This is a genomic window from Pseudomonas sp. GL-R-19 (assembly GCF_019956375.1).
Taxonomy (GTDB): Bacteria; Pseudomonadota; Gammaproteobacteria; order Pseudomonadales; family Pseudomonadaceae; genus Aquipseudomonas.
The window spans coordinates 14,510-35,755 of record NZ_JAHBDJ010000035.1 but is presented as its reverse complement, the minus strand read 5'-3'; the positions used below and the strand labels follow the sequence as shown (position 1 = coordinate 35,755).

Genomic DNA, 21,246 nt, shown 5'->3' with positions numbered 1-21,246 from the left:
AAGCATTGATAAATGACCTGTAGGAGCGAGCCTGCTCGCGATGGTCGTTAACGATAACGCGGGGAGTCTGGGTTCCCCGCGGTGTTCTTGAGTCCATCGCGAGCAGGCTCGCTCCTACAGGTAAAGCAATGGCGCGATGCCTATAGAAGGTATAGGCCCGCCATAGCTGTTTTTACAGCTCTACGACAACCGCCTGCGCAGCACGGGTCGCCTTGGCGCGGGCGGCTTCGATCGACTCGTCGCGCGCCAGGGCCACGCCCATGCGGCGCTGGCCGTTGACTTCAGGCTTGCCGAACAGGCGCAGCGCGGTATCCGGCTCGCTCAAGGCCGCGCCCAGGTTGGCGAATGCGGTCTGGGTCGACTGTCCTTCCACCAGGATCACCGCCGAGGCCGATGGCCCGAACTGACGGATCAACGGGATCGGCAGACCGAGAATGGCCCGCGCGTGCAGGGCGAACTGCGACAGGTCCTGGGAAATCAGGGTGACCAGGCCGGTGTCGTGCGGGCGCGGCGAGACTTCGCTGAACCATACCTGATCACCTTTGATGAACAGCTCGACACCGAACAGACCACGGCCACCCAGGGCTTCGGTCACCGCTTTGGCGACACGCTCGGACTCGGCCAAGGCAATCGGGCTCATGGCTTGCGGCTGCCAGGATTCCTGATAGTCGCCCTTCTCCTGACGGTGGCCGACCGGCGCGCAGAAGGTGGTGCCGCCGATGTGGCGCACGGTCAGCAGGGTGATTTCGTAGTCGAAATCGATGAAGCCTTCGATGATCACCCGACCTTTACCGGCACGGCCACCTTCCTGGGCGTAGTCCCAGGCTTTCTGCACGTCATCGACGCTGCGCAACAGGCTCTGGCCCTTGCCCGAGGAACTCATGACCGGCTTGACCACACATGGGAAACCGAGGTCTTCGACGGCTTTGCTGTAGTCCTCGAAGGTATCGGCGAAGTGGTAGGGCGAGGTTGGCAGGTCCAGTTCTTCAGCGGCCAGGCGACGGATGCCTTCGCGGTTCATGGTCAATTGCGCGGCGCGGGCAGTCGGGATAACGTTGAAACCTTCGGCCTCCAGTTCCACCAGGGTGGCGGTGGCGATGGCTTCGATTTCCGGCACGATGAAGTGTGGCTTCTCGGCTTCGATCACGGCACGCAAGGCAGCGCCATCGAGCATGTTGATCACGTGACTGCGGTGCGCCACCTGCATGGCCGGCGCATTGGCGTAGCGGTCCACGGCAATCACTTCAACGCCCAGGCGTTGCAGCTCGATCACCACCTCCTTGCCCAACTCGCCACAGCCACACATCAATACGCGGGTCGCGGTGGGCGACAATGGGGTTCCGATACGGGTCATCTGAAGGTCCTCAAGGAGCGGATCATCGAGGGACGCGTCGCCATGCGCGCTTCCCATGGGGAGAAAGCGCGGCATTTTACATGAACTTCAGCTGACGACAGCCTGTTTGCGCAGGCGCCAGGCCATGATCAGCCACACGGCGGTGACCCCGGCGAACTTCGAACCCAGGGCGGTGAGGATCACCCCCGGCGTCAGGGCGTCGATCATGCCGAAAAAGATAAAGGTATCGAGGGGAATGCTCAGGGCCGAACTTATCCACAGGCGATCATGCAGCGGGCGTTTGGTGATGCTGAACACCAGCCAGTCGATGCACTCGGAAACCGCGAACGCCGTGGCGCTGGCCAGAGCGATGGACGGATCGGAGGTGACATAGGACAACACCAGCGCCACCAGCATCGCCGCGAGGGCGCCATGCCCGAACCGGGCTTGCACCATGTCGCGCAGGATAAATACCAGACCGCCCCAGGCCGACCAGATGATGTCCAGGTGCGGCGCGGTGGAAAAGGCGTAGTTGATCAGCACGACACTGCTGATGTAGGCGATCAGGAAGAGCATGGGCGGGAAAGTACCTGTCAATTTGCCGCACAGAATACTGTAGGAGCGAGCTTGCTCGCGATGGTCGTGAACGATAACGCGATAAAACCTGACACCCCGCGGCGTTCATAGGTCCATCGTCGGAACGCCGCCCGGAGCAAGCTCGCTCCTACAACCGCGGTTTTGCCCCGATCATCCAGACAAGCCCACTGGCCTTGGCCCGCTCATGACACAACCCCAGCACTTTGCGCCGCTCGTCGTTGGTCATGCGGCTCCAGCGGGTAATCTCCTCCACCGTGCGTTGGCAACCGGTGCAGATATCATCGTCGTCCAGCGCACAAATGTTCACGCAGGGCGATGCCACCGGGCGTTCAGTGGCGGTCATTGTTCCTGCTCGGCCAGATCGCGGGCATAACGCTGCGAGTTGTGCACGTAGTGAGCAGCGCTGGCCTCCAGCATCCTGATTTGCGGCCCGGTCAGTTCGCGCACCACTTTGCCGGGCGAACCCATGACCAGCGATCCGTCCGGAATCTCCTTGCCTTCGCCGATCAGCGAGTTGGCGCCGATGATGCAGTTCTTGCCGATCTTCGCGCCATTGAGAATCACCGCGTTGATCCCGATCAGGCTGTAGTCGCCGACGGTGCAGCCGTGGAGCATAGCGTTGTGGCCGATGGTCACGCCGGTGCCGATGGTCAGCGGGTACCCCATGTCGGTGTGCATCACGGTGCCGTCCTGGACGTTGCTGTTCTTGCCGATCAGGATCAATTCGTTGTCGCCGCGCAATACGGCGTTGAACCAGACGTTGGCGCCCTCTTCCAGCTTGACCCTGCCCACCAGCACGGCATTGGGTGCGACCCAGCTCTGTGGGTGGGTTTCGACGCGGGCGTCGCCCAGGCGGTATTTCATCGTGTTGTCCTCAAGGCTCAGGCAGGCAGGTTCAAACCATTCGAACGATGGCTTCAGGTATTGATAAAGCTTTTGGGAGGCTGGTGCAGGCTGATTTTGGCGTCATACAGCAGGTTGATCAACTCGACGATCATGATCGCCGTCAACCCCCAGATCTTGTATTCGCCATAGCGATAGCTCGGCACATACCAGCTGCGGCCCTGATAATCGATGCGATGGGTATGTTCGCGGGGGTCTTTGCGGAAGAACTCCAGAGGCACGCTGAACACCGCGGCGATCTCCGCATCGTTGGCCCGGTATTCGACAAAATCCGGGATCACTCCAACATAGGGCGTGACCTGGATGCCATGCAGGCTGATCAGCGGGCTGAGCGGGCCGATCACCTCGACCAGCCCCGGCGGCAGGCCGATCTCTTCTTCGGCTTCCCGCAGGGCGGTGAAAATCAGGTCCGGGTCATCAGGGTCACGACGCCCGCCGGGAAAGGCGACTTCGCCGCCATGGGTCGACAGGCCGCTGGCACGCAGGGTCAACACCAGCTCGGGCTCGTCACTGCGGGTGATGGGCACCAGCACCGCGGCCTCGGGAAAACGACGGTCGGTCTCCAATGTGCTTGGTGTGTGGTTGCTAACCCGATGCAGTAGCTCGTCCAGCATGAGTGTTCTCGATCTGTGCCCTACCCGGCATCATGCACCAATCGCTGCGGTCGCCCAACCCCCGCAACAGCCCCATGTCGCGAAACGACAACTTGCCGACAGACACTGCCGCACGCCAAGATAGGCGCAGCATTCAGGAACCCCAGCATGAAATTTTGCAGCCAGTGCGGTAACCCGGTGACCCAGCGCATTCCCGAAGGCGATTCGCGCCTGCGTTTTGTCTGCGACAGCTGTCAGGCCATTCACTACCAGAACCCCAACATCGTCGCCGGTTGCGTGGCGACCTGGGGCACCAAGGTGTTGTTGTGCCGACGGGCCATCGAGCCACGTCGCGGCTACTGGACCCTGCCTGCCGGTTTCATGGAAAACGGCGAGACCATCGAACAGGCCGCCATTCGCGAAACCGCCGAGGAAGCCTGCGCCCGGGTGCGCAACCTGAGCATCTATACCCTGATCGACGTGCCGCATATCAGCCAGGTACATGTGTTCTTCCGTGCCGAGCTGGCCGACCTGGACTTTTCTGCAGGCCCCGAGAGCCTGGAAGTGCAACTATTCGACGAAGCGGACATTCCATGGGATGAGCTGGCTTTCCGCACGGTGGGCCGTACCTTAGAATGCTTCTTCGCTGACCGGCGGACCGAGGTCTATCCCGTTCGGTCTGAATCGATCCCGCCACTTGCTCAGCCTGCCATTATCTGATGTCATATCGGCATCACTCAAAGGCGTCGAAAGACCGCCCGGACGCGGCACGAGCCTGCAAAAACTTCTATACATAAATAGTCGCGACACCTCCTGGGGAATCGTTTCAATGCGCTGGTTGCTTGCCCTGTTCTGTTTGTCGTTCGTCGCGTTGTCCGAGGCTTCTGCCGTGGAAACCCTGAATGGCAAGATCATCGAGAAAGTCCTGATTCTCAAGTCTTCCCATCAATTGCAATTGATCAATGACGGCAAGCCGCTCAAGACCTATCGCATTTCCCTGGGCAAGCGTCCCAAGGGGCCGAAGCTGATGGAAGGCGACAAGCGCACCCCGGAAGGCTTCTACTGGGTCGACTGGCGCAAGACCAGCGACCGCTTCAACCTGGCGATGCACGTTTCCTACCCGAACATCAGCGACTCGGCCCGCGCCCGTCGTGAAGGCGTCGAACCCGGCGGCATGATCATGATCCACGGCACCCCGGACAGTGAAGACACCCCGGAAGACCTGTTCCACACTCTGGACTGGACCGACGGCTGCATCGCCATGCGCAACATGGACATGCGCGAAGTCTGGAACCTGGTGCCCGACGGCACGATGATCGAAATCCGCCCGTAATCCCCACGACCATTGGTCGACATCAAAAAATAAATTCAAAAGATCGCAGCCTGCGGCAGCTCCTACAGAGGTGATACCAATCCCGACCGTAGGAGCTGCCGCAGGCTGCGATCCTTGCCTTCAAAATCCCCACCTCCAATACCACTTCAAACCAACCCCGAGTCTGTGACTGACAGGCCGTTTTCGCGAGCAGGCTCCCAGCCTGTATCGCGATACTCCCGCCAAATCGTGGCATACATATGTACCACCACCCCCTCCCTCTTCCTCGCCATGCTGCCGGCTCTTTCTACCGACTGGAGACCGCGTCCATGAGCACACCCACCCCCCCACCGTCTTTTGAAGAAATCAAAGGCTACCTCAATCAAATCGGCCATCACCTGCTCAACGCCCAAACCCCACTGCTGCCCGATCATAAACCCACAACCGAACAACGCTACCTGGAACGCCTGGACGGCATCCTCAAGCGCTACCGGGAACAGTTCCTGAGCAAGGCCAAAACCCACTATCAAGGATTAACCAACAGCGACCTGAAAACCTCGGAAGGCCAGACTCTGCTCACTACTCTCAAGAGCACCTTGAACACGCATCTGATGGACATGGACCTGCGTGAGCAGATCGATGGCAGCTCACTCAAATCCTACATGACCTTCGAAGCCGGGTTCACCGCCCTGGAGCATGAAGCCAGGCTCGCCGTCCAGGATCGCCTGCTGCACCCACAAGAAGGCACGATGCTCGAAAGCGTGGCGCTGCCCCCAAGCTTGCGCCCAGGCCTGTACGCCTTGCAGTTCAGTTACCAGGCGCAACAGGTCGAGCTGGCCGGTGCCTTTGTCGCCACAGAAAAAAACAGCGTCGTGGTCAACGACCTGATGAGCGCGCAGGACGTCGGCCAAGTGTTGCTGTTCACACCTGCGCGAGGGATCGAATCGTTCAACACCCTGGCCGAACTCGACACCCACTTGCGGCAAAACATGGAACACGCCAGCGGGCGCAGTGAGTTCATCGACAGGTTGCCCACGCGCTACCACGCCTTGAGCCCCGCCGGAATCTGGCCCCTGGAACTATCACCCATCGACGACCAGCCGTTGTTCGAACACACCGTCGGTGCCCTGATCGCCAAGCGCACCCAGGATATCGACCGGGCCCTGAGCCTGGTGGACAACCCGCAGCACGACCCCGCCCAATTGATCGCGGCCCTCGACCGCGCGATCCGTAGCGCCCTGCCCGACCTCAGCGCCCGCCTGGAACTGCGCGCCCAACGCCTGCTCGAACGGTTGCTGCGCTACAGCGCACCCGATTGGTATCGCAGCGCCAGCGAGGCACACCGGGCCACGCTGGCTGAACATCTGGCCAGTTACAACCAGGCACGCCAACACCTGCTCGATCTGTTGGGCCCCGCCGCGAACCCCCAAGCCCTGGCCCGTTTTCAATGGCTGGAGCGGTTGAGCGATGACCTGGAGATTCACGACCTGAACCCGGAGCACCTACAGGTCAAAACCCAACGGTTTGTGCCCGGCGTCGGCCACTATGAACACAATCGCAACCTGATCGACCTGGCCTTGCGGGGCCTGCATACCGGCGACGAACTGCCTGGCTCCGACTTTCTGACGAAGACCACCTTTACGTATAACGGAGCGCCCTTGCCCGATGCGTACCAAGACCTGACCCCAGCGTGGATCGTGCAACAGTTGATGACCCTGCAACCTCGGTTCGACTTTGCACAGGTGCAACAAGAACTGCACGCCCGGCCTGAGTTCAGCAGCGCCATCGAGCAGATGCTCGACCAGCGGATCAACGCCCTGGCCTACACGGCCTTCCTGCAAGGCCACATTCGCGAAGACGACTACCAGGCGATCCAGCGCCTGCGCCAGGGTACCGATGCGCGACTGAGCGCCGCCACCCTGGGCGCCAGCGTCCTATCGCTGCACGGTGCGCAACTTCAGGACCTCTGGGTGATGCACCAGAGCGATGCCAACGGGACGGTCAACCGCGTACTGCTTTGCACCCCCGAGGCACCACAAGAGCACCAGTTCCAGGCGTTCGACAGCGAGCTTGCGTGCCGGCAACACATCCTCGGCTGGACCCAGGACAACGGCCTCAAGGCCCCACCCGGCACCATGACCGACTACTTGATCCGCCAGGTACCACTGCGCTTTCGCAACTCGATGAAGCACCTCTTGAACGGTCTGAGCCAGAAGTTCCATGCCCAGGATTACAACAATATCGCGTTCAACGCTGGCAACTATCGCCAGAGTCTGAAATCGATGGCTGATCATGTGCTCGCCACACGTATCGATAACTACGAATTCAATACGCCGAGTTGGTATCGCTCAGCCACCATTGATGTCAGGCGAAGACTCTCGACCCTGGCCGAGGATGCAGAAGGCAGCTTGCAGACCTACAACGACCATCCACAGTCCGAAGCCCGCTTCCCAAGCTTCGATGCCTACCTGCATGAAAAGGCCAAGGAGCGCTTGAACCAACTGCTGGGGCGCCGTCAGAACGATGTCGACCCGGACACCGTATGGGCCTATCCACCCTCCGCGCTCGGCACTCGGACACCGGCACCCATGACGTATACCCGGCTCTACCGTGACGGCTACGCCGATGGTGTCGGTTTTCTCGACGAAAAGTTCTCCCGCTCGGCAAGGTACAGGGGCCCGCAAGGCGTCGACCTGAGCACCCTGAATGCCAATCCGGAAGCCGTCGCACGCTCGGTCACCGGCGTCTGGATTGGCCAGCGCTACGTCGATAAGGTCAAGGCCGAGTTGCTGGACCCGGGCAGCCCGGCGTTTACTTTCAGGCGCAATGCGGTGCTGGCCATTACTCAACGACAGATGCTCAGTGCCGCATTGGAGTGTCGCCTGCAAGGACACATCGCCGGCGTTGACCTGCAATGGCTTGAGCGCTGCATTGCCAGTATGGGTGACACGCCGCTGGAGACTCGCGGCAAATACGCCATCCATCGCCTGCTGGTCGACGGCGACTGGGTCATCGACACCTACCTGTTCAGCCACGCTGACAACCCGGTGCTGCTCTATACGCCCCATGCCCCCGACGGCATCACCTTTCGCGAGGCCAGGCAGTTCAATTACCTGCTGAAAAAACTGCCCGGATTCATCGGCTACCTCACCCAGCGTGTCGATGTTCGATCCCGGGGCCGGGTCCAGACATTTCTGGAGGCCGCCAAACAAGGGCTGCCCGAGGGCCTGGATAAAACCACCCCCAGCCCCCCACGTTACGACTCGACCCGGGCACTGCCTCCGGTGCTTGACCTGCGCCGCTTGCTGTACAACATGAAGCTGCAACGCAAGATCGACGAAGTGACCGCCACCACCACTAACCGCACTCAGATGATCACCAGCATGCTCTGGACGTGCGTGGAATTCGTGGCCGCCATCGCCACTGCGCCTTTCCCGGTTCTGAGTCTGAGTGTTGGCCTGCTACTGGCCTTCAAGGACAGCATGTTCGCCCTGCATGCGTACAACCAGGGCGACACCTCGGCCGCCCTTGAGCACTTCGCCGGGTATCTGTTCAACAGCGCCGGCGCCCTCTTCACCGACCTGCGTCCGGCCCTGAAATCGTTCAAACCCATCGGCAAATCCGTGCGCCTGGCAGTTCCCAGCACCGAGCAAGGTCGGGCGATGAAGCTGATCAGCCAGCTGGAAACCGCCCCCCCGGCGCCTGCAGGCATGCAGCCGGTGCTGTTCAACGGCGAGGTGCTCTGGGCGCCGAATACCCCGGATGTGATCGGTCGCTACTTGCTATATCGCCATGACCCGGTCAGCGGTAAATGGGTCTCGACCACGCGCCTGGCCGCACCGAACGCCGAGGGCATCTGGACCCGCACCGGGGTTTCCGGCGGCGCGCCGAAATATGAAACAGTGCCTGAAACCCCCGGACCGTCAAGAGACTATGGGATGCCACAGAAGTACTGGAGCAGGCTTGAGCCGGTCATGGACCCGCAGATGCGGACGCTCATGATCAGCCAGGCAGACGATATTGGCCAAGGTCTGGTCGACACCGTGCTGGGCCGTGCCGCCAATGAACTGCGTTCGTTACGCACGGTTTACCTGCAACAGGTCGAACGCCTGACCAGGGACGCGGATAACTTCTTCCTCTTCCTCGACACGCTGCCCGCTCGCGCCAACGTGCCTGCCGTAGAGGCCAGTACCCCGCTATCCCAATTGATAGCCAACGACGCCTTTGCCGGTAACAAGAACCTGGTTATCGGCGCCGTGCCAGGCTCCATTGCCAGCAAACAGGCACTGATTACCAACATGAATGCCCTGGTCGAACGAGGTTTCAAGCGCCTGTATGTGGAGTTCCTGCCGGGGGATGTATTCAAGCTCAAGCTTGAAAAGTTCAACCAAGGGAAATCATGGCGGCACATCAAAAAACATTTGAAGGCCATAGACCAGTCCTTCGGCATCGCAAAAGACGCCGAGTACTCTTACTTGGCGCTCGTACACAAGGCCAGGGAAAAAGGCGTGCAAATCAAGGCGCTGGACGCCTCGACCTCCTATCGACTGGACGATGTCCTGCTCATGGGCGATAGCTCGCCGACCACGCCCCAGCCCAACAGCCTGAGAAACTATTACTCGCACAAAGTCATTGAAGCCGACATGGCCGATACACCGAACGAAGGCTGGATCGCCCTGGTCGATCACTCGCGCATGACCACATACAACGGCACACCTGGTCTGGCGGACTTGAACAATGCGGTCGCGCTGCGCATCGAAGACGTCGGTTTGAATCAACCGGTGGGCATCTGGTCAGACACCCCCGGCAAAATACCAGGTGATGCACTCGCCAAAGGCGACTACCACATGACCTTGCAAACACCGTACAAGACGCCCGAACCTATCTCACCGACTGCCTCTACATCCGTCGTCAGCACTGGCCATTTCAACGACTTCGATATTGCACCGTCGCTAAGAGATGAGATCGCCCGCATGAGCGACCAACCGCGCGGCCTGGATTCTCGCTACGCACCGTCCCAACTAACGCGAGCTGAAGCGTTCTCTGAATTCATCAAGTTACGCAGAAACTTGAATACCAATGCCAAGAGTTTCTTTGCCGACTATGTTCCACCTGCCAGGCCAGCGTTGCCAACGATCAGCAGCACCACGCCCGAGTCGTTCCTGAAACAAATCAGCGAAAGCCACCTGCCGGGGTTGGTGATTGGCGAGGCGCACTCGGCAGAATCGAGCAAGGCATTTCTGATAAAGCACATGAAGCAGTTGAAGCAGCAGGGCTACAAGACGCTCTACGTCGAACACCTGCTCACCGACCTGCACCAGGCTGAACTGGAGGTGTTCCATCTAACCCAGCGGTTTCCCGACAACCTCAAGGCCTACCTCAAAGCCCAGGATCGGGGACATATGCCGCTCTACACTGGCTCTGACAACTATTCGGAAGTCATCCAGGCCGCCAACAAATATGGCATCCGCATCAGGGCGCTGGACTGTACCGTCAGCTATCACCTCAAGGGCTTGCCTGATCCGGAAAAGGCCCGCAACCAGATGTTCAACTACTTCGCCTCCCGGGTCATCCTGGCCGACCAGACGGCACATGGGCCCCATAAGTGGATTGCCTTCATCGGCAGCGCCCACACCAATAACTTCCAAGGCGTATCGGGACTGGCCGAGATCCTGGGCACGGTCAGCCTGCATGTCAGAGAGTGCGCGCCGTCAATGGCCAGAGGCATTCACCTGGGGTTCTGGGAAACCGATCTCACGGGGCCTCGCTGGAGGGCGATACGCAGTGACTTCAAACTGGAAGTCAGCAACGCCCGGCAGCGAGCTCCTGCGCCCTTTGTACCTGTCGACAGGTCCAGACTGCGCCAGACGGGGCACTTCCTGATCGAACGCCCCTCGACTGCCGAGACCAACCTGCTGCACCGCTCCCGCAGCGGTGAAATTGTTTCCACGCCGATTCAGGTGGACCATAACGGGTTGTTCTTTATCGACCGCTGGGACATGACGGCACGACGTTTCGAGTACCAGGACATGCTGATCCAAGTACTCAAGGCAGAGGTTCAGCTGACGCCAGCGCCGTAATCGGCGCCAGTCCCCCACTATCACGCCCAACAAAAAGCCCGCTGAAATCGCTTTCAGCGGGCCTTTCGCTTCCAGGGCAGGAAGATCAGAAGTCCTCCAGCCGCCACACTTCATAAGCCGGCGTCTCATAGGGATGGCTCTGTTTCAAAGCCGCCACCACCGAGCGAATCAACTCATCGGCCACTACCAGCTCGACTTTCCATTCCTCAACCTGTTCGACCTGTCCCGCTTGCCCAATGAACGGCTGGCTGCCGTCCAGTGGACGAAACTGACCCAGGCCCAATACCTGCCATGCGCAGTGATCGTAAGCGCCGATTCGTCCGCCACCGGCGGCGAATACGGCGTCCTTGACCACTTCGACATGGCTGTCGGGAACAAAAAAGCTGAGCTTATACACGGCTATCAGTTCACCCGCTCTTAGTTCACCCAGACGCGAGCATTACGGAACATGCGCATCAGCGGTGCATCTTCGTTCCAGTCATCCGAACGCCACGAGTTCTGCACGGCACGGAATACACGCTCCGGGTGCGGCATCATGATGGTCACGCGACCGTCGCGGCTGGTCAGACCGGTGATCCCGCGCGGCGAGCCGTTCGGGTTGGCCGGGTAGCTTTCGGTGACCTTGCCGTGGTTGTCGACGAAACGCATCGCCACACAACCCGACAGATCGGCTTCCAGCAGTGCTTCTTCACTGGCGAATTCGGCATGACCTTCGCCGTGGGCGATGGCGATCGGCATGCGCGAACCGGCCATGCCTTGCAGGAAGATCGAGTTCGACTCCTGGATCTGCACCATCGCCACGCGGGCTTCGAACTGCTCGGAACGGTTACGCACAAAGTGCGGCCAGAACTCGCTGCCCGGGATCAGCTCGTGCAGGTTGGACATCATCTGGCAACCGTTGCACACGCCGAGGGTGAAGCTGTCGTTGCGTTCGAAGAAAGCCTGGAACGCGTCACGGGCACGGCTGTTGAACAGCGCCGACTTGGCCCAACCTTCACCGGCACCCAGCACGTCGCCGTAAGAGAAGCCGCCGCAAGCGACCATGCCCTTGAACTCGTTCAGGTCGACACGGCCGGCCAGAATGTCGCTCATGTGCACGTCGATCGAGTTGAAACCGGCGCGGTCGAACGCAGCCGCCATTTCCACCTGACCGTTGACGCCCTGCTCACGCAGTACGGCAACCTGTGGGCGAATGCCTTTCTTGATGTAAGGCGCGGCGACGTCCTGGTTGATGTCGTAGCTCAGCTTGACGCTCAGGCCCGGGTTGTCTTCTTCCAGCAGCACGTCGAACTCTTGCTCGGCGCAGTCGGCGTTGTCGCGCAGACGCTGGATCTGGTAGCTGGTCTCGGCCCACTGACGTTGCAGCAGACGACGCTGGCCTTCGAACACGGTGTCACCGTTGAAGGTGATGCTGATCTCGCCGTTGTTGATTGGCTGACCGATCACCGACACACAGTCGCCCAGGCCGGCAGCGCTGAACTGCGCGAGGATGTCCGGGGTCGCGTCCTGGCGAACCTGGATCACCGCACCCAGTTCTTCGTTGAACAGGATCGCGGCGATTTCGTCGGCGCTGTGGGCAACGCTGTCGAGGTTCAGGCTCAGGCCGCAGTGACCGGCGAAGGCCATTTCCACTACGGAGGTCAGCAGACCACCGTCGGAACGGTCGTGATAAGCCAGCAGGTGACCGTCGGCGTTGAGGCCCTGGATCACGGCGAAGAAGGCTTTCAGGTCTTCGGCGTCATCGACGTCCGGAGCGTGCTTGCCGAGCTTGCCGTGCACCTGTGCCAGGATCGACGCGCCCATGCGGTTCTGGCCGTGGCCCAGGTCGATCAGGATCAGGTCGGTGGTGCCCTTGTCCATGCGCAGTTGCGGGGTCAGGGTCTGACGGATGTCAGTCACTGGCGCGAAACCGGTCACGATCAGGGACATCGGCGAAGTGACGGACTTGTCCACGCCTTCATCGTTCCAGCGCGTGGCCATGGACATCGAGTCCTTGCCCACCGGAATGGTAATGCCCAGCTCAGGGCACAGTTCCATGCCGACCGCTTTCACGGTGTCGTACAGGCGTGCATCTTCACCCGGGTGGCCGGCGGCGGACATCCAGTTCGCCGACAGTTTGATGTCGGAGATCTTGCCGATACGCGAAGCTGCGATGTTGGTCAGGGTTTCGCCGATGGCCATGCGACCCGACGCAGGAGCGTCCAGCAGTGCCAGCGGAGTACGCTCGCCCATGGCCATGGCTTCACCGGTGTAGACGTCGAAGCTGGTGGCGGTGACGGCAACGTCGGCTACCGGAACCTGCCACGGGCCGACCATCTGGTCACGGGCCACGAGGCCGGTGATGGTGCGGTCGCCGATGGTGATCAGGAAGCTCTTGCTCGCCACGGCCGGGTGATGCAGGACGCGCTCGACGCAGTCGGCAATGTTCAGGGTCGACGGATCGAAGTCATCGCCCAGTTCGGCTTCACGCACTACCGAACGGTGCATGCGCGGGGCCTTGCCCAGCAGCACTTCGAGCGGCATGTCCACCGGGCTGTTGCCGAAGTGGCTGTCGGTCACGGTCAGCTGCGGTTCGGCAGTGGCTTCGCCGACCACTGCGAACGGGCAACGCTCGCGTTCGCAGATCGCCTTGAAGCGCTCGAAGTCAGCCGGGCCGACCGCCAGAACGTAACGTTCCTGGGATTCGTTGGACCAGATTTCGTGCGGGGCCATGCCCGGCTCGTCGTTTGGAATGTTGCGCAGTTCGAAACGGCCACCACGGTCGCCGTCGTTGACCAGTTCCGGGAAGGCGTTGGACAGACCGCCCGCACCCACGTCGTGGATGAAGCTGATCGGGTTCTTGTCGCCCAGTTGCCAGCAACGGTCGATGACTTCCTGGCAGCGGCGTTCCATTTCCGGGTTTTCGCGCTGTACCGAAGCGAAGTCCAGGTCTGCCGAGCTGGTGCCGGTGGCCATGGAGGAAGCGGCGCCGCCGCCCAGGCCGATCAGCATCGCCGGGCCGCCGAGCACGATCAGCTTGGAGCCGACCAGGATCTCGCCTTTCTTGACGTGTTCTTCACGGATGTTGCCCATGCCGCCAGCCAGCATGATCGGCTTGTGGTAGCCACGAACTTCGTCACCGTGCGGGGTGGTGATCGACTGTTCGAAGGTACGGAAGTAACCGGTCAGTGCCGGACGGCCGAATTCGTTATTGAATGCCGCGCCGCCCAATGGGCCTTCGATCATGATGTCCAGCGCGGTGACAATGCGCTCAGGCTTGCCGTACGGCACTTCCCACGGCTGTTCGAAGCCCGGGATCTGCAGGTTGGACACGGTGAAACCGGTCAGGCCGGCTTTCGGCTTGGCACCGCGACCGGTCGCGCCTTCGTCGCGGATCTCGCCACCGGAACCGGTGGATGCGCCCGGGAACGGGGCAATCGCGGTCGGGTGGTTGTGGGTTTCAACCTTCATCAGGATGTGCACCGGCTCCTGCACCGCGCCGTATTGGCGGGTTTCAGGGTCCGGGAAGAAACGACCGGCCACGGAGCCGACGATCACCGAAGCGTTGTCCTTATAAGCCGACAGGACACCTTCGCTGTGCATCTGATAGGTGTTCTTGATCATGCCGAACAGGCTTTTTTCCTGGCTCTGGCCGTCGATGTCCCAACTGGCGTTGAAGATCTTGTGACGGCAGTGCTCGGAGTTCGCCTGGGCGAACATCATCAGCTCGATGTCGTGCGGGTTGCGCGAAAGGCCGACGAAGGCGTTGACCAGATAGTCGATCTCGTCTTCGGCCAGGGCCAGGCCCAGCTCGGTGTTGGCTTTTTCCAGCGCGGCGCGGCCGCCACCCAGCACGTCGATGGCGGTCAGGGGTTTCGGTTCGGCGTGGCTGAACAGGCCGGCGGCCTGTTCGAGGTTACCCAGGACAATCTGGGTCATGCGGTCGTGCAGACCGTCGGCGATCAACCGGGCTTCAGCGTCGCTGAACTGGCCGGCCACGTAGAACGCGATGCCGCGCTCCAGGCGCTGGATTTTCGCCAGGCCACAGTTGCGAGCGATGTCGCTGGCCTTGCTCGACCACGGCGAGATGGTGCCGAAACGCGGCAGCACCAGAAACAGACGACCGGTCGGTTCTTGTACCGGAACGCTTGGACCGTACTTCAGAAGGCGCGCAAGCACCTGCTGTTCGTCGCCGGTCAGGACGCCGGTAACTTCGGCGAAGTGAGCGAATTCAGCATACAGGCCACTGACAGCCGGAACCTTCTGGCTCAGTTGCTCAAGGAGCTTGCTGTGGCGAAAGGCAGAAAGGGCAGGAGCGCCGCGCAGGATCAACATCTTCGGGACAGCCTCGGGAAGGGGTGTGCTTTGAGGCCGTGCATTCTAGCCTAAACAGCCCGCGACAGCACCCGAAACGCTACGCACGGTTGCACCCGGGCGTCGATCTGTGTTTCTGCCTCGAAAGTCAGGTTATCGGAGTGTGTAACGACAGCTTATTTTTACGGTGAAAAAATGCAGACAAGGCCCATTTCTGCGGGGTTTCGGCCGTTTTTGTGATCTCTAGCAGACAACCCCCTCGCTGTCGAGATATGGCACCCGTGGTCCTTTGCGTATACTGCGCAAATGTTTTTCCCAACGGTTTTGCGTCCGCGGTACGCCAAATGGCTGATCGCAACCGGACTCTTCCTGATGCTCGGTGGCTGTGTTGATAAACCCAACACGCTCGAGCGCGTAAAGGAGGATGGTGTGCTGCGGGTGGTTACCCGAAACAGCCCTGCCACCTACTTTCAGGATCGCAACGGTGAAACCGGCTTCGAATACGAGCTGGTGAAGCGCTTCGCCGACGATCTGGGGGTCGAGCTCAAGATCGAGACCGCCGACAACCTCGACGACCTGTTCAACCAGGTCGGCAAGCCCAATGGCCCGGTGCTGGCGGCTGCCGGGCTGGTCAGCAGCGAAGAGCGCAAGAAGCAGGTGCGCTTCTCGCACTCCTATCTGGAAGTCACCCCGCAGATCATCTACCGCAACGGCCAGTCTCGGCCAACCGATGCGAAGGATCTGGTGGGCAAGAAGATCATGGTGCTCAAGGGCAGCACCCATGCCGAACAACTGGCACAGCTGAAACAGAAATTTCCCGGCATCGAATACGAAGAGTCTGACGCGGTCGAGGTCGTCGATCTCTTGCGCATGGTCGACGAAGGCCAGATCGACCTGACGCTGGTCGACTCCAACGAAGTGGCGATGAACCAGGTGTACTTCACCAACATCCGGGTCGCCTTCGACCTTGGTGACGCCAGCAACCAGAGCTGGGCCGTCGCGCCGGGCGACGACAACAGCCTGCTCAACGAAATCAACGAGTACCTCGACGAGGTCAAGAAAAACGGCACCCTGCAACGCCTCAAGGATCGTTACTACGGGCATGTCGACGTTCTCGGCTACATGGGCGCCACCACGTTTGCCCAACACTTGCAGCAACGCCTGCCCAAGTACGAACAGCACTTCAAGTCGTACGCCAAGAAAGAGAAAGTCGACTGGCGCCTGCTGGCGGCCATCGGGTACCAGGAGTCGTTGTGGCAACCGGCCGTCACGTCCAAGACCGGCGTGCGCGGCCTGATGATGCTGACCCAGAACACCGCACAGGCCATGGGTGTGTCCAACCGCCTGGACCCCAAACAGAGCATCATGGGCGGCGCCAAGTACCTGGCCTACATGAAAGACCAGCTCGACGATTCGATTCAGGAACCGGACCGTACCTGGTTTGCCCTGGCGGCCTACAACATCGGCAGCGGCCACCTCGATGACGCACGCAAACTGGCGGCCAAGGAAGGGTTGAACCCGGACAAATGGCTGGATGTGAAGAAGATCCTGCCGCGCCTGTCGGAAAAGAAGTGGTACAGCAAAACCCGTTACGGCTACGCCCGTGGCGGCGAACCGGTGCATTTCGTGGCGAACATCCGTCGCTACTACGACATCCTCACCTGGGTCACGCAGCCGCAGCTTGAAGGCGATCAGGTCGCCGAGGGCAAACTGCTGGTTCCGGGGATCGACAAGACCAAGCCGACGCAAGAGCCTGCCCCGCTTTAAAACCGCCACCAAACCACTGTAGGAGCGAGCCTGCTCGCGATGAGGCCCCTTCAGTCACATCAACTGTGTCTGTCAGACCGCTATCGCGAGCAGGCTCGCTCCTACAGGGTTCTGTGTTGGTTGTCAGGCCTTGGCAGCCGCCAAAATCAGCGCCTTCATTTCCGAAACAGCCGACTTGAAGCCAACGAACAGCGCATGGGCCACCAGCGCATGGCCGATGTTCAGCTCGTTGATACCCTTGATCGCCGCCACGGCCTCAACGTTGTGATAGTGCAGGCCATGTCCGGCATTGACGATCAGGCCCCGGGCCAGACCGAAGGCCACGCCATCGGCCACACGCTTGAGTTCTTCAGCGACTTCGGTCGGCGTCTCGGCATCGGCATAACGCCCGGTGTGCAGTTCGATGGCTGGCGCACCGACACGACGGGAAGCTTCGATCTGCCGCTCATCGGCGTCGATGAACAGCGACACCTCGGAGCCGAGCTTCGACAGGCGCTCGACCGCCGCTTTGATCCGCGCTTCCTGACCTGCCACGTCCAGGCCACCTTCGGTGGTCAGTTCCTGACGGGTTTCCGGCACCAGGCAAATGTGCGCCGGGCGAATGCGTTCGGCGAACTGCATCATTTCTTCGGTGACGCCCATTTCGAAATTCATGCGGGTTTGCAGCACATCCTTGAGCAGCAGAACGTCGCGTTCCTGAATGTGCCGACGGTCTTCGCGCAGGTGCACGGTGATGCCGTCAGCGCCCGCCTCTTCCGCGTCCAGTGCCGCCTTGACCGGGTCAGGGTAACGGGTGCCCCGAGCCTGACGCAGGGTGGCAACGTGGTCGATGTTCACGCCAAGAAGAATACGGGTGCTGGTGGTCACGGAAGCGCTCCAGAAGAAGAGAAAGTTCGGTGCACAGCATACACGGGGAATTTACGGCTTTCGAAACAACTCTCGGGAAACCAGCGGCCGACCACCCAAGTGAACGGCCAACGCCTGACGCATCAAGCGCTTGGCTGCCGACAAGGCACCCGGCGCGCTCCAGTCGGCATCGGCCATGGCCAGCAGTTCAGTGCCATTGAACAGACCGGGTTGCAACAGGTAGACACGTTCAAGCCCCGCATCCACTTGCAAACGATAGAGGCCGTCGGGGGCGATGGCATCAAGGTGGATATCCGTGGTCAGTGAGAATCCGTATCCGAGGTCATCGAGCAGGCGCCACTCGAAGGAACGCAGCAACGGCTCCAGCGCGCGGCCCTCGGCCAAGGCGAGCAAAGTGGCGGCATAATGCTCGAACACCGCGGGGTGCGGATCTTCGGCGGGCAACAGGCGAATCAGCAGTTCATTGAGGTAAAGGCCGCTGAACAGCGCCTCGCCATTGAGCCAGGTGGATACCCCGGCACTTTCCATGCGCCCGACGTTCTTCAGCTCGCCCCTGCCCCGGAACTCGACTTCCAATGGCACGAATGGCCGTGCCAACGTCCCGGCCTTGCCCCGCGCACTGCGCAACACCGCCCGCAGCCGCCCTTGTGGCGTGAGGAAATCCACCAGCGCACTGTTTTCGCGGTAGGCGCGGGAGTGCAGGACGTAGGCGGGTTGGGCGATGGGCGGGGTTGAGGACATGGGTTTCTCGCCGAACTGTAGGAGCGAGCTTGCTCGCGATGGAGGATAACGATAACGCGAGCTTTCAGAATGAACGCGGCGCTCTTGAGTCCATCGCGAGCAAGCTCGCTCCTACAAGGGGTCTTGCGGTGTGTTACAGATCGCCATAACCCAACGAACGCAACGCACGCTCGTCATCGGACCAGCCACCCTTAACCTTGACCCACAGGTTGAGCATGATCTTGGAATCGAACAGCAACTCCATGTCCTTGCGCGCTTCGGTGCCGATGCGCTTGATGCGCTCGCCCTTGTCGCCAATGATGATTTTCTTCTGGCCATCGCGCTCGACGAGGATCAAGGCATGGATGTGCAGGGTCTTGCCCTGCTGCTTGAATTCTTCGATTTCAACGGTGATCTGGTACGGCAGCTCGGCGCCCATCTGGCGCATGATTTTCTCACGCACCAGTTCAGCGGCGAGGAAACGGCTGCTGCGGTCGGTGATCTGGTCTTCCGGGAAGAAGTGATCGTTTTCCGGCAGGTGCGCGGCAATCACGCGCTCCAGTGCATCGAGGTTATGCCCGTGCTGCGCGGAAATCGGGATGATCTGCGCATTCGGCAACTGTTCCTGCAACCAGCTCAGGTGCGGCATCAGCTCGGCTTTGTCTTCGATGCGATCGGTCTTGTTCAGCGCCACGATCAGCGGGCCGGTCACGTACTGGACGCGCTCGAGAACCATCTGGTCCTCGTCGGTCCACTTGGTGCGGTCGACCACGAAGATCACCACGTCGACGTCTTTCAAAGCCGCGGAAGCGGTCTTGTTCATGTAGCGGTTCAGCGCCTTTTCGCCGCCCTTGTGCATGCCAGGGGTGTCGACGTAGATCGCCTGCACGTCGCCCTCGGTCTTGATGCCGAGCATGTTGTGACGGGTGGTTTGTGGTTTGCGCGAGGTGATCGCCAGCTTCTGACCCAGGATGTGGTTCAGCAGCGTGGACTTGCCCACGTTCGGACGGCCGACGATGGCAACATAGCCACAGCGAGTTGCATTTGTATCAGTCATTGCCATTCTCCACACCCAGGGCAATCAGTGCTGCGGCGGCCGCTACCTGTTCGGCAATACGACGGCTCACACCCTGACCTCGGCTTTTTTCATTCAGTAAGATGATTTCGCATTCGACGAAGAACGTCCGGCAATGCGGCTCACCCTGGATATCCACCACTTCGTAACGCGGCAGCTCACAACCACGGGACTGCAGGAACTCTTGCAGGCGGGTCTTTGGATCTTTGTTGGTGTCGACCAGCGTCAGGCCTTCGAACTCGCCGGCCAGCCAGGCGAGCACACGCTCACGGGCCATTTCCATGCCGGCATCGAGGTAGATCGCACCGATCAGCGCTTCCAGTGCATCGGCCAGAATCGACTCGCGACGGAAACCGCCGCTTTTCAGCTCGCCCGAGCCCAGGCGCAGGTATTCGCCAAGATCGAAACCACGGGCCAGTACGGCCAGGGTCTCACCCTTGACCAGACGTGCGCGCAAACGCGACAACTGGCCTTCGCGGGCTAGCGGGAAGCGCTCGAACAACGCCTCGCCGGCGACGAAGTTGAGAATGGCGTCACCGAGAAACTCCAGGCGTTCGTTGTTACGCCCGGCAAAACTGCGGTGAGTCAGGGCCAGGACCATCAGTTCCTGATCCTTGAAGGTGTAGCCGAGCTGACGCTCTAGACGGCTTAAGGAGACGCTCACGGTTTACCCACGCTGAGTTCGTGGCTGGATTCCACCGCCATAGCCGCGAGGCGGCGCAGGCTTGGGACAATTAACGCTGTGTTCAAAAATAACGTCCTGAATATCATTGTTTTCATGCGACTGGCGCCCATTGTGCCGGCTCCAGAAATGCATTCGGCGCTGTGTTCAACAGCGCCGTGTCTGATTACTTGATCAGGCCAACCCGCGAGAAATTCGGCAGGTGGCTGAGTTTGGGTTCCGGCCAGCTCATCCAGACCGCAAAGGCCTTGCCGACGATATTCTTGTCGGGAACCATGCCCAGCAGATCCTTGGGAATGTTCGGATCATCCCAATAGCGACTGTCGTTCGAGTTGTCGCGGTTGTCGCCCATCATGAAGTAGTGCCCGGCCGGCACGGTCCACGAATGGTCCGGCATTGCGCGGTAGCGGCTCATTTCCTTGCGGATCATGTGCTCGGCCGCTCCGAGTTTTTCCTTGTAGAGCTCAGCGCTGCCCAGCGTGCCCGGCTCGGAGCCGACCAGTTGCTCGGCAATCGATTGACCGTTGACGAACAGGCGCTTGTCGGCGGTGTAGCGAACCGTGTCGCCCGGCAAACCAACTACACGCTTGATGTAGTTGACGTTCGGGTCGCTCGGGTAGCGGAACACCATCACATCGCCGCGCTGCGGATCACCGACTTCGATGACTTTCTTGTCGATCACCGGCAAGCGGATCCCGTAGGAAAACTTGCTCACCAGGATGAAGTCGCCGACATCCAGGGTTGGCTTCATCGAGCCGGAAGGAATCTGGAACGGTTCCACCAGGAACGAACGCAGCACCAGCACGATGAACAACACCGGGAAGAACGACTTGCCGTATTCAACCAGCAGCGGTTCTTTGTTCAGCTTCTCGACCACGACCATGTCAGGCTGGCTGACGCTGCCCTGATAGGAGGCGATGGCGGCACGCCGGCGCGGGGCCAGGATCAACAGATCGAGCAACGCCAACAGGCCGCAGACGAACACGGCGATGACCAGCAACAGCGGGAAATTTAGTGACATAGG

16 protein-coding genes are annotated in these 21,246 nt (G+C 60.6%); 4 read left to right on the top strand and 12 right to left on the bottom strand.

Going from position 1 to position 21,246, the window contains the following annotated elements; translation table 11 throughout:
- Nucleotides 1–172: 172 nt before the first annotated feature.
- The 5 genes from purT to KGA83_RS18950 all read right to left on the bottom strand — a co-directional run bounded on the left by purT (nt 173) and on the right by KGA83_RS18950 (nt 3,447).
- Nucleotides 173–1,354 carry a formate-dependent phosphoribosylglycinamide formyltransferase gene (purT, locus tag KGA83_RS18970; RefSeq protein ID WP_108216547.1) on the bottom strand — a complete coding sequence of 394 codons (1,182 nt, stop codon included), beginning with the start codon at nt 1,352–1,354 and terminating at the stop codon, nt 173–175.
- Nucleotides 1,355–1,441: 87 nt separating this feature from the next.
- Nucleotides 1,442–1,909, bottom strand: coding sequence for a VUT family protein (locus tag KGA83_RS18965; protein WP_223530515.1), 468 nt, complete (start codon nt 1,907–1,909; stop codon nt 1,442–1,444).
- 148 nt (nt 1,910–2,057) lie between these two features.
- Nucleotides 2,058–2,273, bottom strand: coding sequence for a DUF1289 domain-containing protein (locus KGA83_RS18960; protein WP_223530513.1), 216 nt, complete (start codon nt 2,271–2,273; stop codon nt 2,058–2,060).
- Nucleotides 2,270–2,794, bottom strand: coding sequence for a gamma carbonic anhydrase family protein (locus tag KGA83_RS18955; protein ID WP_223530512.1), 525 nt, complete (start codon nt 2,792–2,794; stop codon nt 2,270–2,272). Before KGA83_RS18955 ends, KGA83_RS18960 begins: the two co-directional genes overlap by 4 nt.
- 53 nt (nt 2,795–2,847) lie before the next feature.
- Entirely contained in the window at nt 2,848–3,447 is a 600-nt protein-coding gene (locus KGA83_RS18950; protein WP_108216543.1) for a CoA pyrophosphatase, read from the bottom strand.
- Between the two features lie 147 nt (nt 3,448–3,594).
- On the opposite strand from KGA83_RS18950, the gene KGA83_RS18945 reads away from it, so the two are divergent.
- From KGA83_RS18945 to KGA83_RS18935, 3 genes are all read left to right on the top strand, one after another.
- Entirely contained in the window at nt 3,595–4,146 is a 552-nt protein-coding gene (locus KGA83_RS18945) for an NUDIX hydrolase (protein WP_008016748.1), read from the top strand.
- A 109-nt stretch (nt 4,147–4,255) separates the two neighbouring features.
- The gene (locus tag KGA83_RS18940; RefSeq protein WP_108216542.1) at nt 4,256–4,759 is read left to right on the top strand and encodes a murein L,D-transpeptidase family protein; all 504 of its coding nucleotides are present in this window, start codon (nt 4,256–4,258) and stop codon (nt 4,757–4,759) included.
- A 308-nt stretch (nt 4,760–5,067) separates the two neighbouring features.
- Nucleotides 5,068–10,818, top strand: a complete 5,751-nt coding sequence (locus KGA83_RS18935) for a membrane-targeted effector domain-containing toxin (protein WP_223530510.1) — start codon at nt 5,068–5,070, stop codon at nt 10,816–10,818.
- Nucleotides 10,819–10,903: 85 nt separating this feature from the next.
- Here the strand turns inward: KGA83_RS18935 and KGA83_RS18930 are convergent, their stop codons facing one another.
- Together KGA83_RS18930 and purL are read right to left on the bottom strand one after the other, a co-directional pair.
- Nucleotides 10,904–11,215: a YqfO family protein gene (locus KGA83_RS18930; RefSeq protein WP_223530509.1), complete on the bottom strand. Its 312-nt coding sequence runs from the start codon at nt 11,213–11,215 to the stop codon at nt 10,904–10,906.
- A 20-nt stretch (nt 11,216–11,235) separates the two neighbouring features.
- Nucleotides 11,236–15,132 carry a phosphoribosylformylglycinamidine synthase gene (gene purL / locus KGA83_RS18925; protein WP_223530507.1) on the bottom strand — a complete coding sequence of 1,299 codons (3,897 nt, stop codon included), beginning with the start codon at nt 15,130–15,132 and terminating at the stop codon, nt 11,236–11,238.
- Nucleotides 15,133–15,417: 285 nt separating this feature from the next.
- On the opposite strand from purL, the gene mltF reads away from it, so the two are divergent.
- On the top strand, nt 15,418–16,878 hold the full coding sequence (mltF, locus tag KGA83_RS18920; RefSeq protein ID WP_223530505.1) for a membrane-bound lytic murein transglycosylase MltF: 1,461 nt from the start codon (nt 15,418–15,420) through the stop codon (nt 16,876–16,878).
- A 123-nt stretch (nt 16,879–17,001) separates the two neighbouring features.
- On the opposite strand, the gene pdxJ is transcribed toward mltF, so the two are convergent.
- From pdxJ to lepB, 5 genes are all read right to left on the bottom strand, one after another.
- On the bottom strand, nt 17,002–17,745 hold the full coding sequence (gene pdxJ / locus KGA83_RS18915; RefSeq protein ID WP_223530503.1) for a pyridoxine 5'-phosphate synthase: 744 nt from the start codon (nt 17,743–17,745) through the stop codon (nt 17,002–17,004).
- Nucleotides 17,746–17,796: 51 nt separating this feature from the next.
- Nucleotides 17,797–18,486, bottom strand: coding sequence for a DNA repair protein RecO (gene recO / locus KGA83_RS18910; RefSeq protein ID WP_223530502.1), 690 nt, complete (start codon nt 18,484–18,486; stop codon nt 17,797–17,799).
- Nucleotides 18,487–18,619: 133 nt separating this feature from the next.
- Nucleotides 18,620–19,522: a GTPase Era gene (era, locus tag KGA83_RS18905; protein WP_108216536.1), complete on the bottom strand. Its 903-nt coding sequence runs from the start codon at nt 19,520–19,522 to the stop codon at nt 18,620–18,622.
- A complete protein-coding gene (rnc, locus tag KGA83_RS18900; protein ID WP_008053221.1) occupies nt 19,515–20,204 on the bottom strand; it encodes a ribonuclease III in 690 nt (229 codons plus the stop codon). The genes era and rnc overlap by 8 nt, the downstream gene beginning before the upstream one ends.
- A gap of 184 nt (nt 20,205–20,388) precedes the next feature.
- A complete protein-coding gene (lepB, locus tag KGA83_RS18895; protein ID WP_008053222.1) occupies nt 20,389–21,243 on the bottom strand; it encodes a signal peptidase I in 855 nt (284 codons plus the stop codon).
- Nucleotides 21,244–21,246 lie beyond the last annotated feature (3 nt).

Excerpts from the sequence above, each read along its gene's own strand:
- purT (WP_108216547.1), bottom strand. The coding sequence starts at position 1,354 with ATGACCCGTATCGGAACCCCATTGTCGCCCACCGCGACCCGCGTATTG.
- KGA83_RS18965 (WP_223530515.1), bottom strand. The coding sequence starts at position 1,909 with ATGCTCTTCCTGATCGCCTACATCAGCAGTGTCGTGCTGATCAACTAC.
- KGA83_RS18960 (WP_223530513.1), bottom strand. The coding sequence starts at position 2,273 with ATGACCGCCACTGAACGCCCGGTGGCATCGCCCTGCGTGAACATTTGT.
- KGA83_RS18955 (WP_223530512.1), bottom strand. The coding sequence starts at position 2,794 with ATGAAATACCGCCTGGGCGACGCCCGCGTCGAAACCCACCCACAGAGC.
- KGA83_RS18950 (WP_108216543.1), bottom strand. The coding sequence starts at position 3,447 with ATGCTGGACGAGCTACTGCATCGGGTTAGCAACCACACACCAAGCACA.
- KGA83_RS18945 (WP_008016748.1), top strand. The coding sequence starts at position 3,595 with ATGAAATTTTGCAGCCAGTGCGGTAACCCGGTGACCCAGCGCATTCCC.
- KGA83_RS18940 (WP_108216542.1), top strand. The coding sequence starts at position 4,256 with ATGCGCTGGTTGCTTGCCCTGTTCTGTTTGTCGTTCGTCGCGTTGTCC.
- KGA83_RS18935 (WP_223530510.1), top strand. The coding sequence starts at position 5,068 with ATGAGCACACCCACCCCCCCACCGTCTTTTGAAGAAATCAAAGGCTAC.
- purL (WP_223530507.1), bottom strand. The coding sequence starts at position 15,132 with ATGTTGATCCTGCGCGGCGCTCCTGCCCTTTCTGCCTTTCGCCACAGC.
- mltF (WP_223530505.1), top strand. The coding sequence starts at position 15,418 with ATGTTTTTCCCAACGGTTTTGCGTCCGCGGTACGCCAAATGGCTGATC.
- recO (WP_223530502.1), bottom strand. The coding sequence starts at position 18,486 with ATGTCCTCAACCCCGCCCATCGCCCAACCCGCCTACGTCCTGCACTCC.
- era (WP_108216536.1), bottom strand. The coding sequence starts at position 19,522 with ATGACTGATACAAATGCAACTCGCTGTGGCTATGTTGCCATCGTCGGC.
- lepB (WP_008053222.1), bottom strand. The coding sequence starts at position 21,243 with ATGTCACTAAATTTCCCGCTGTTGCTGGTCATCGCCGTGTTCGTCTGC.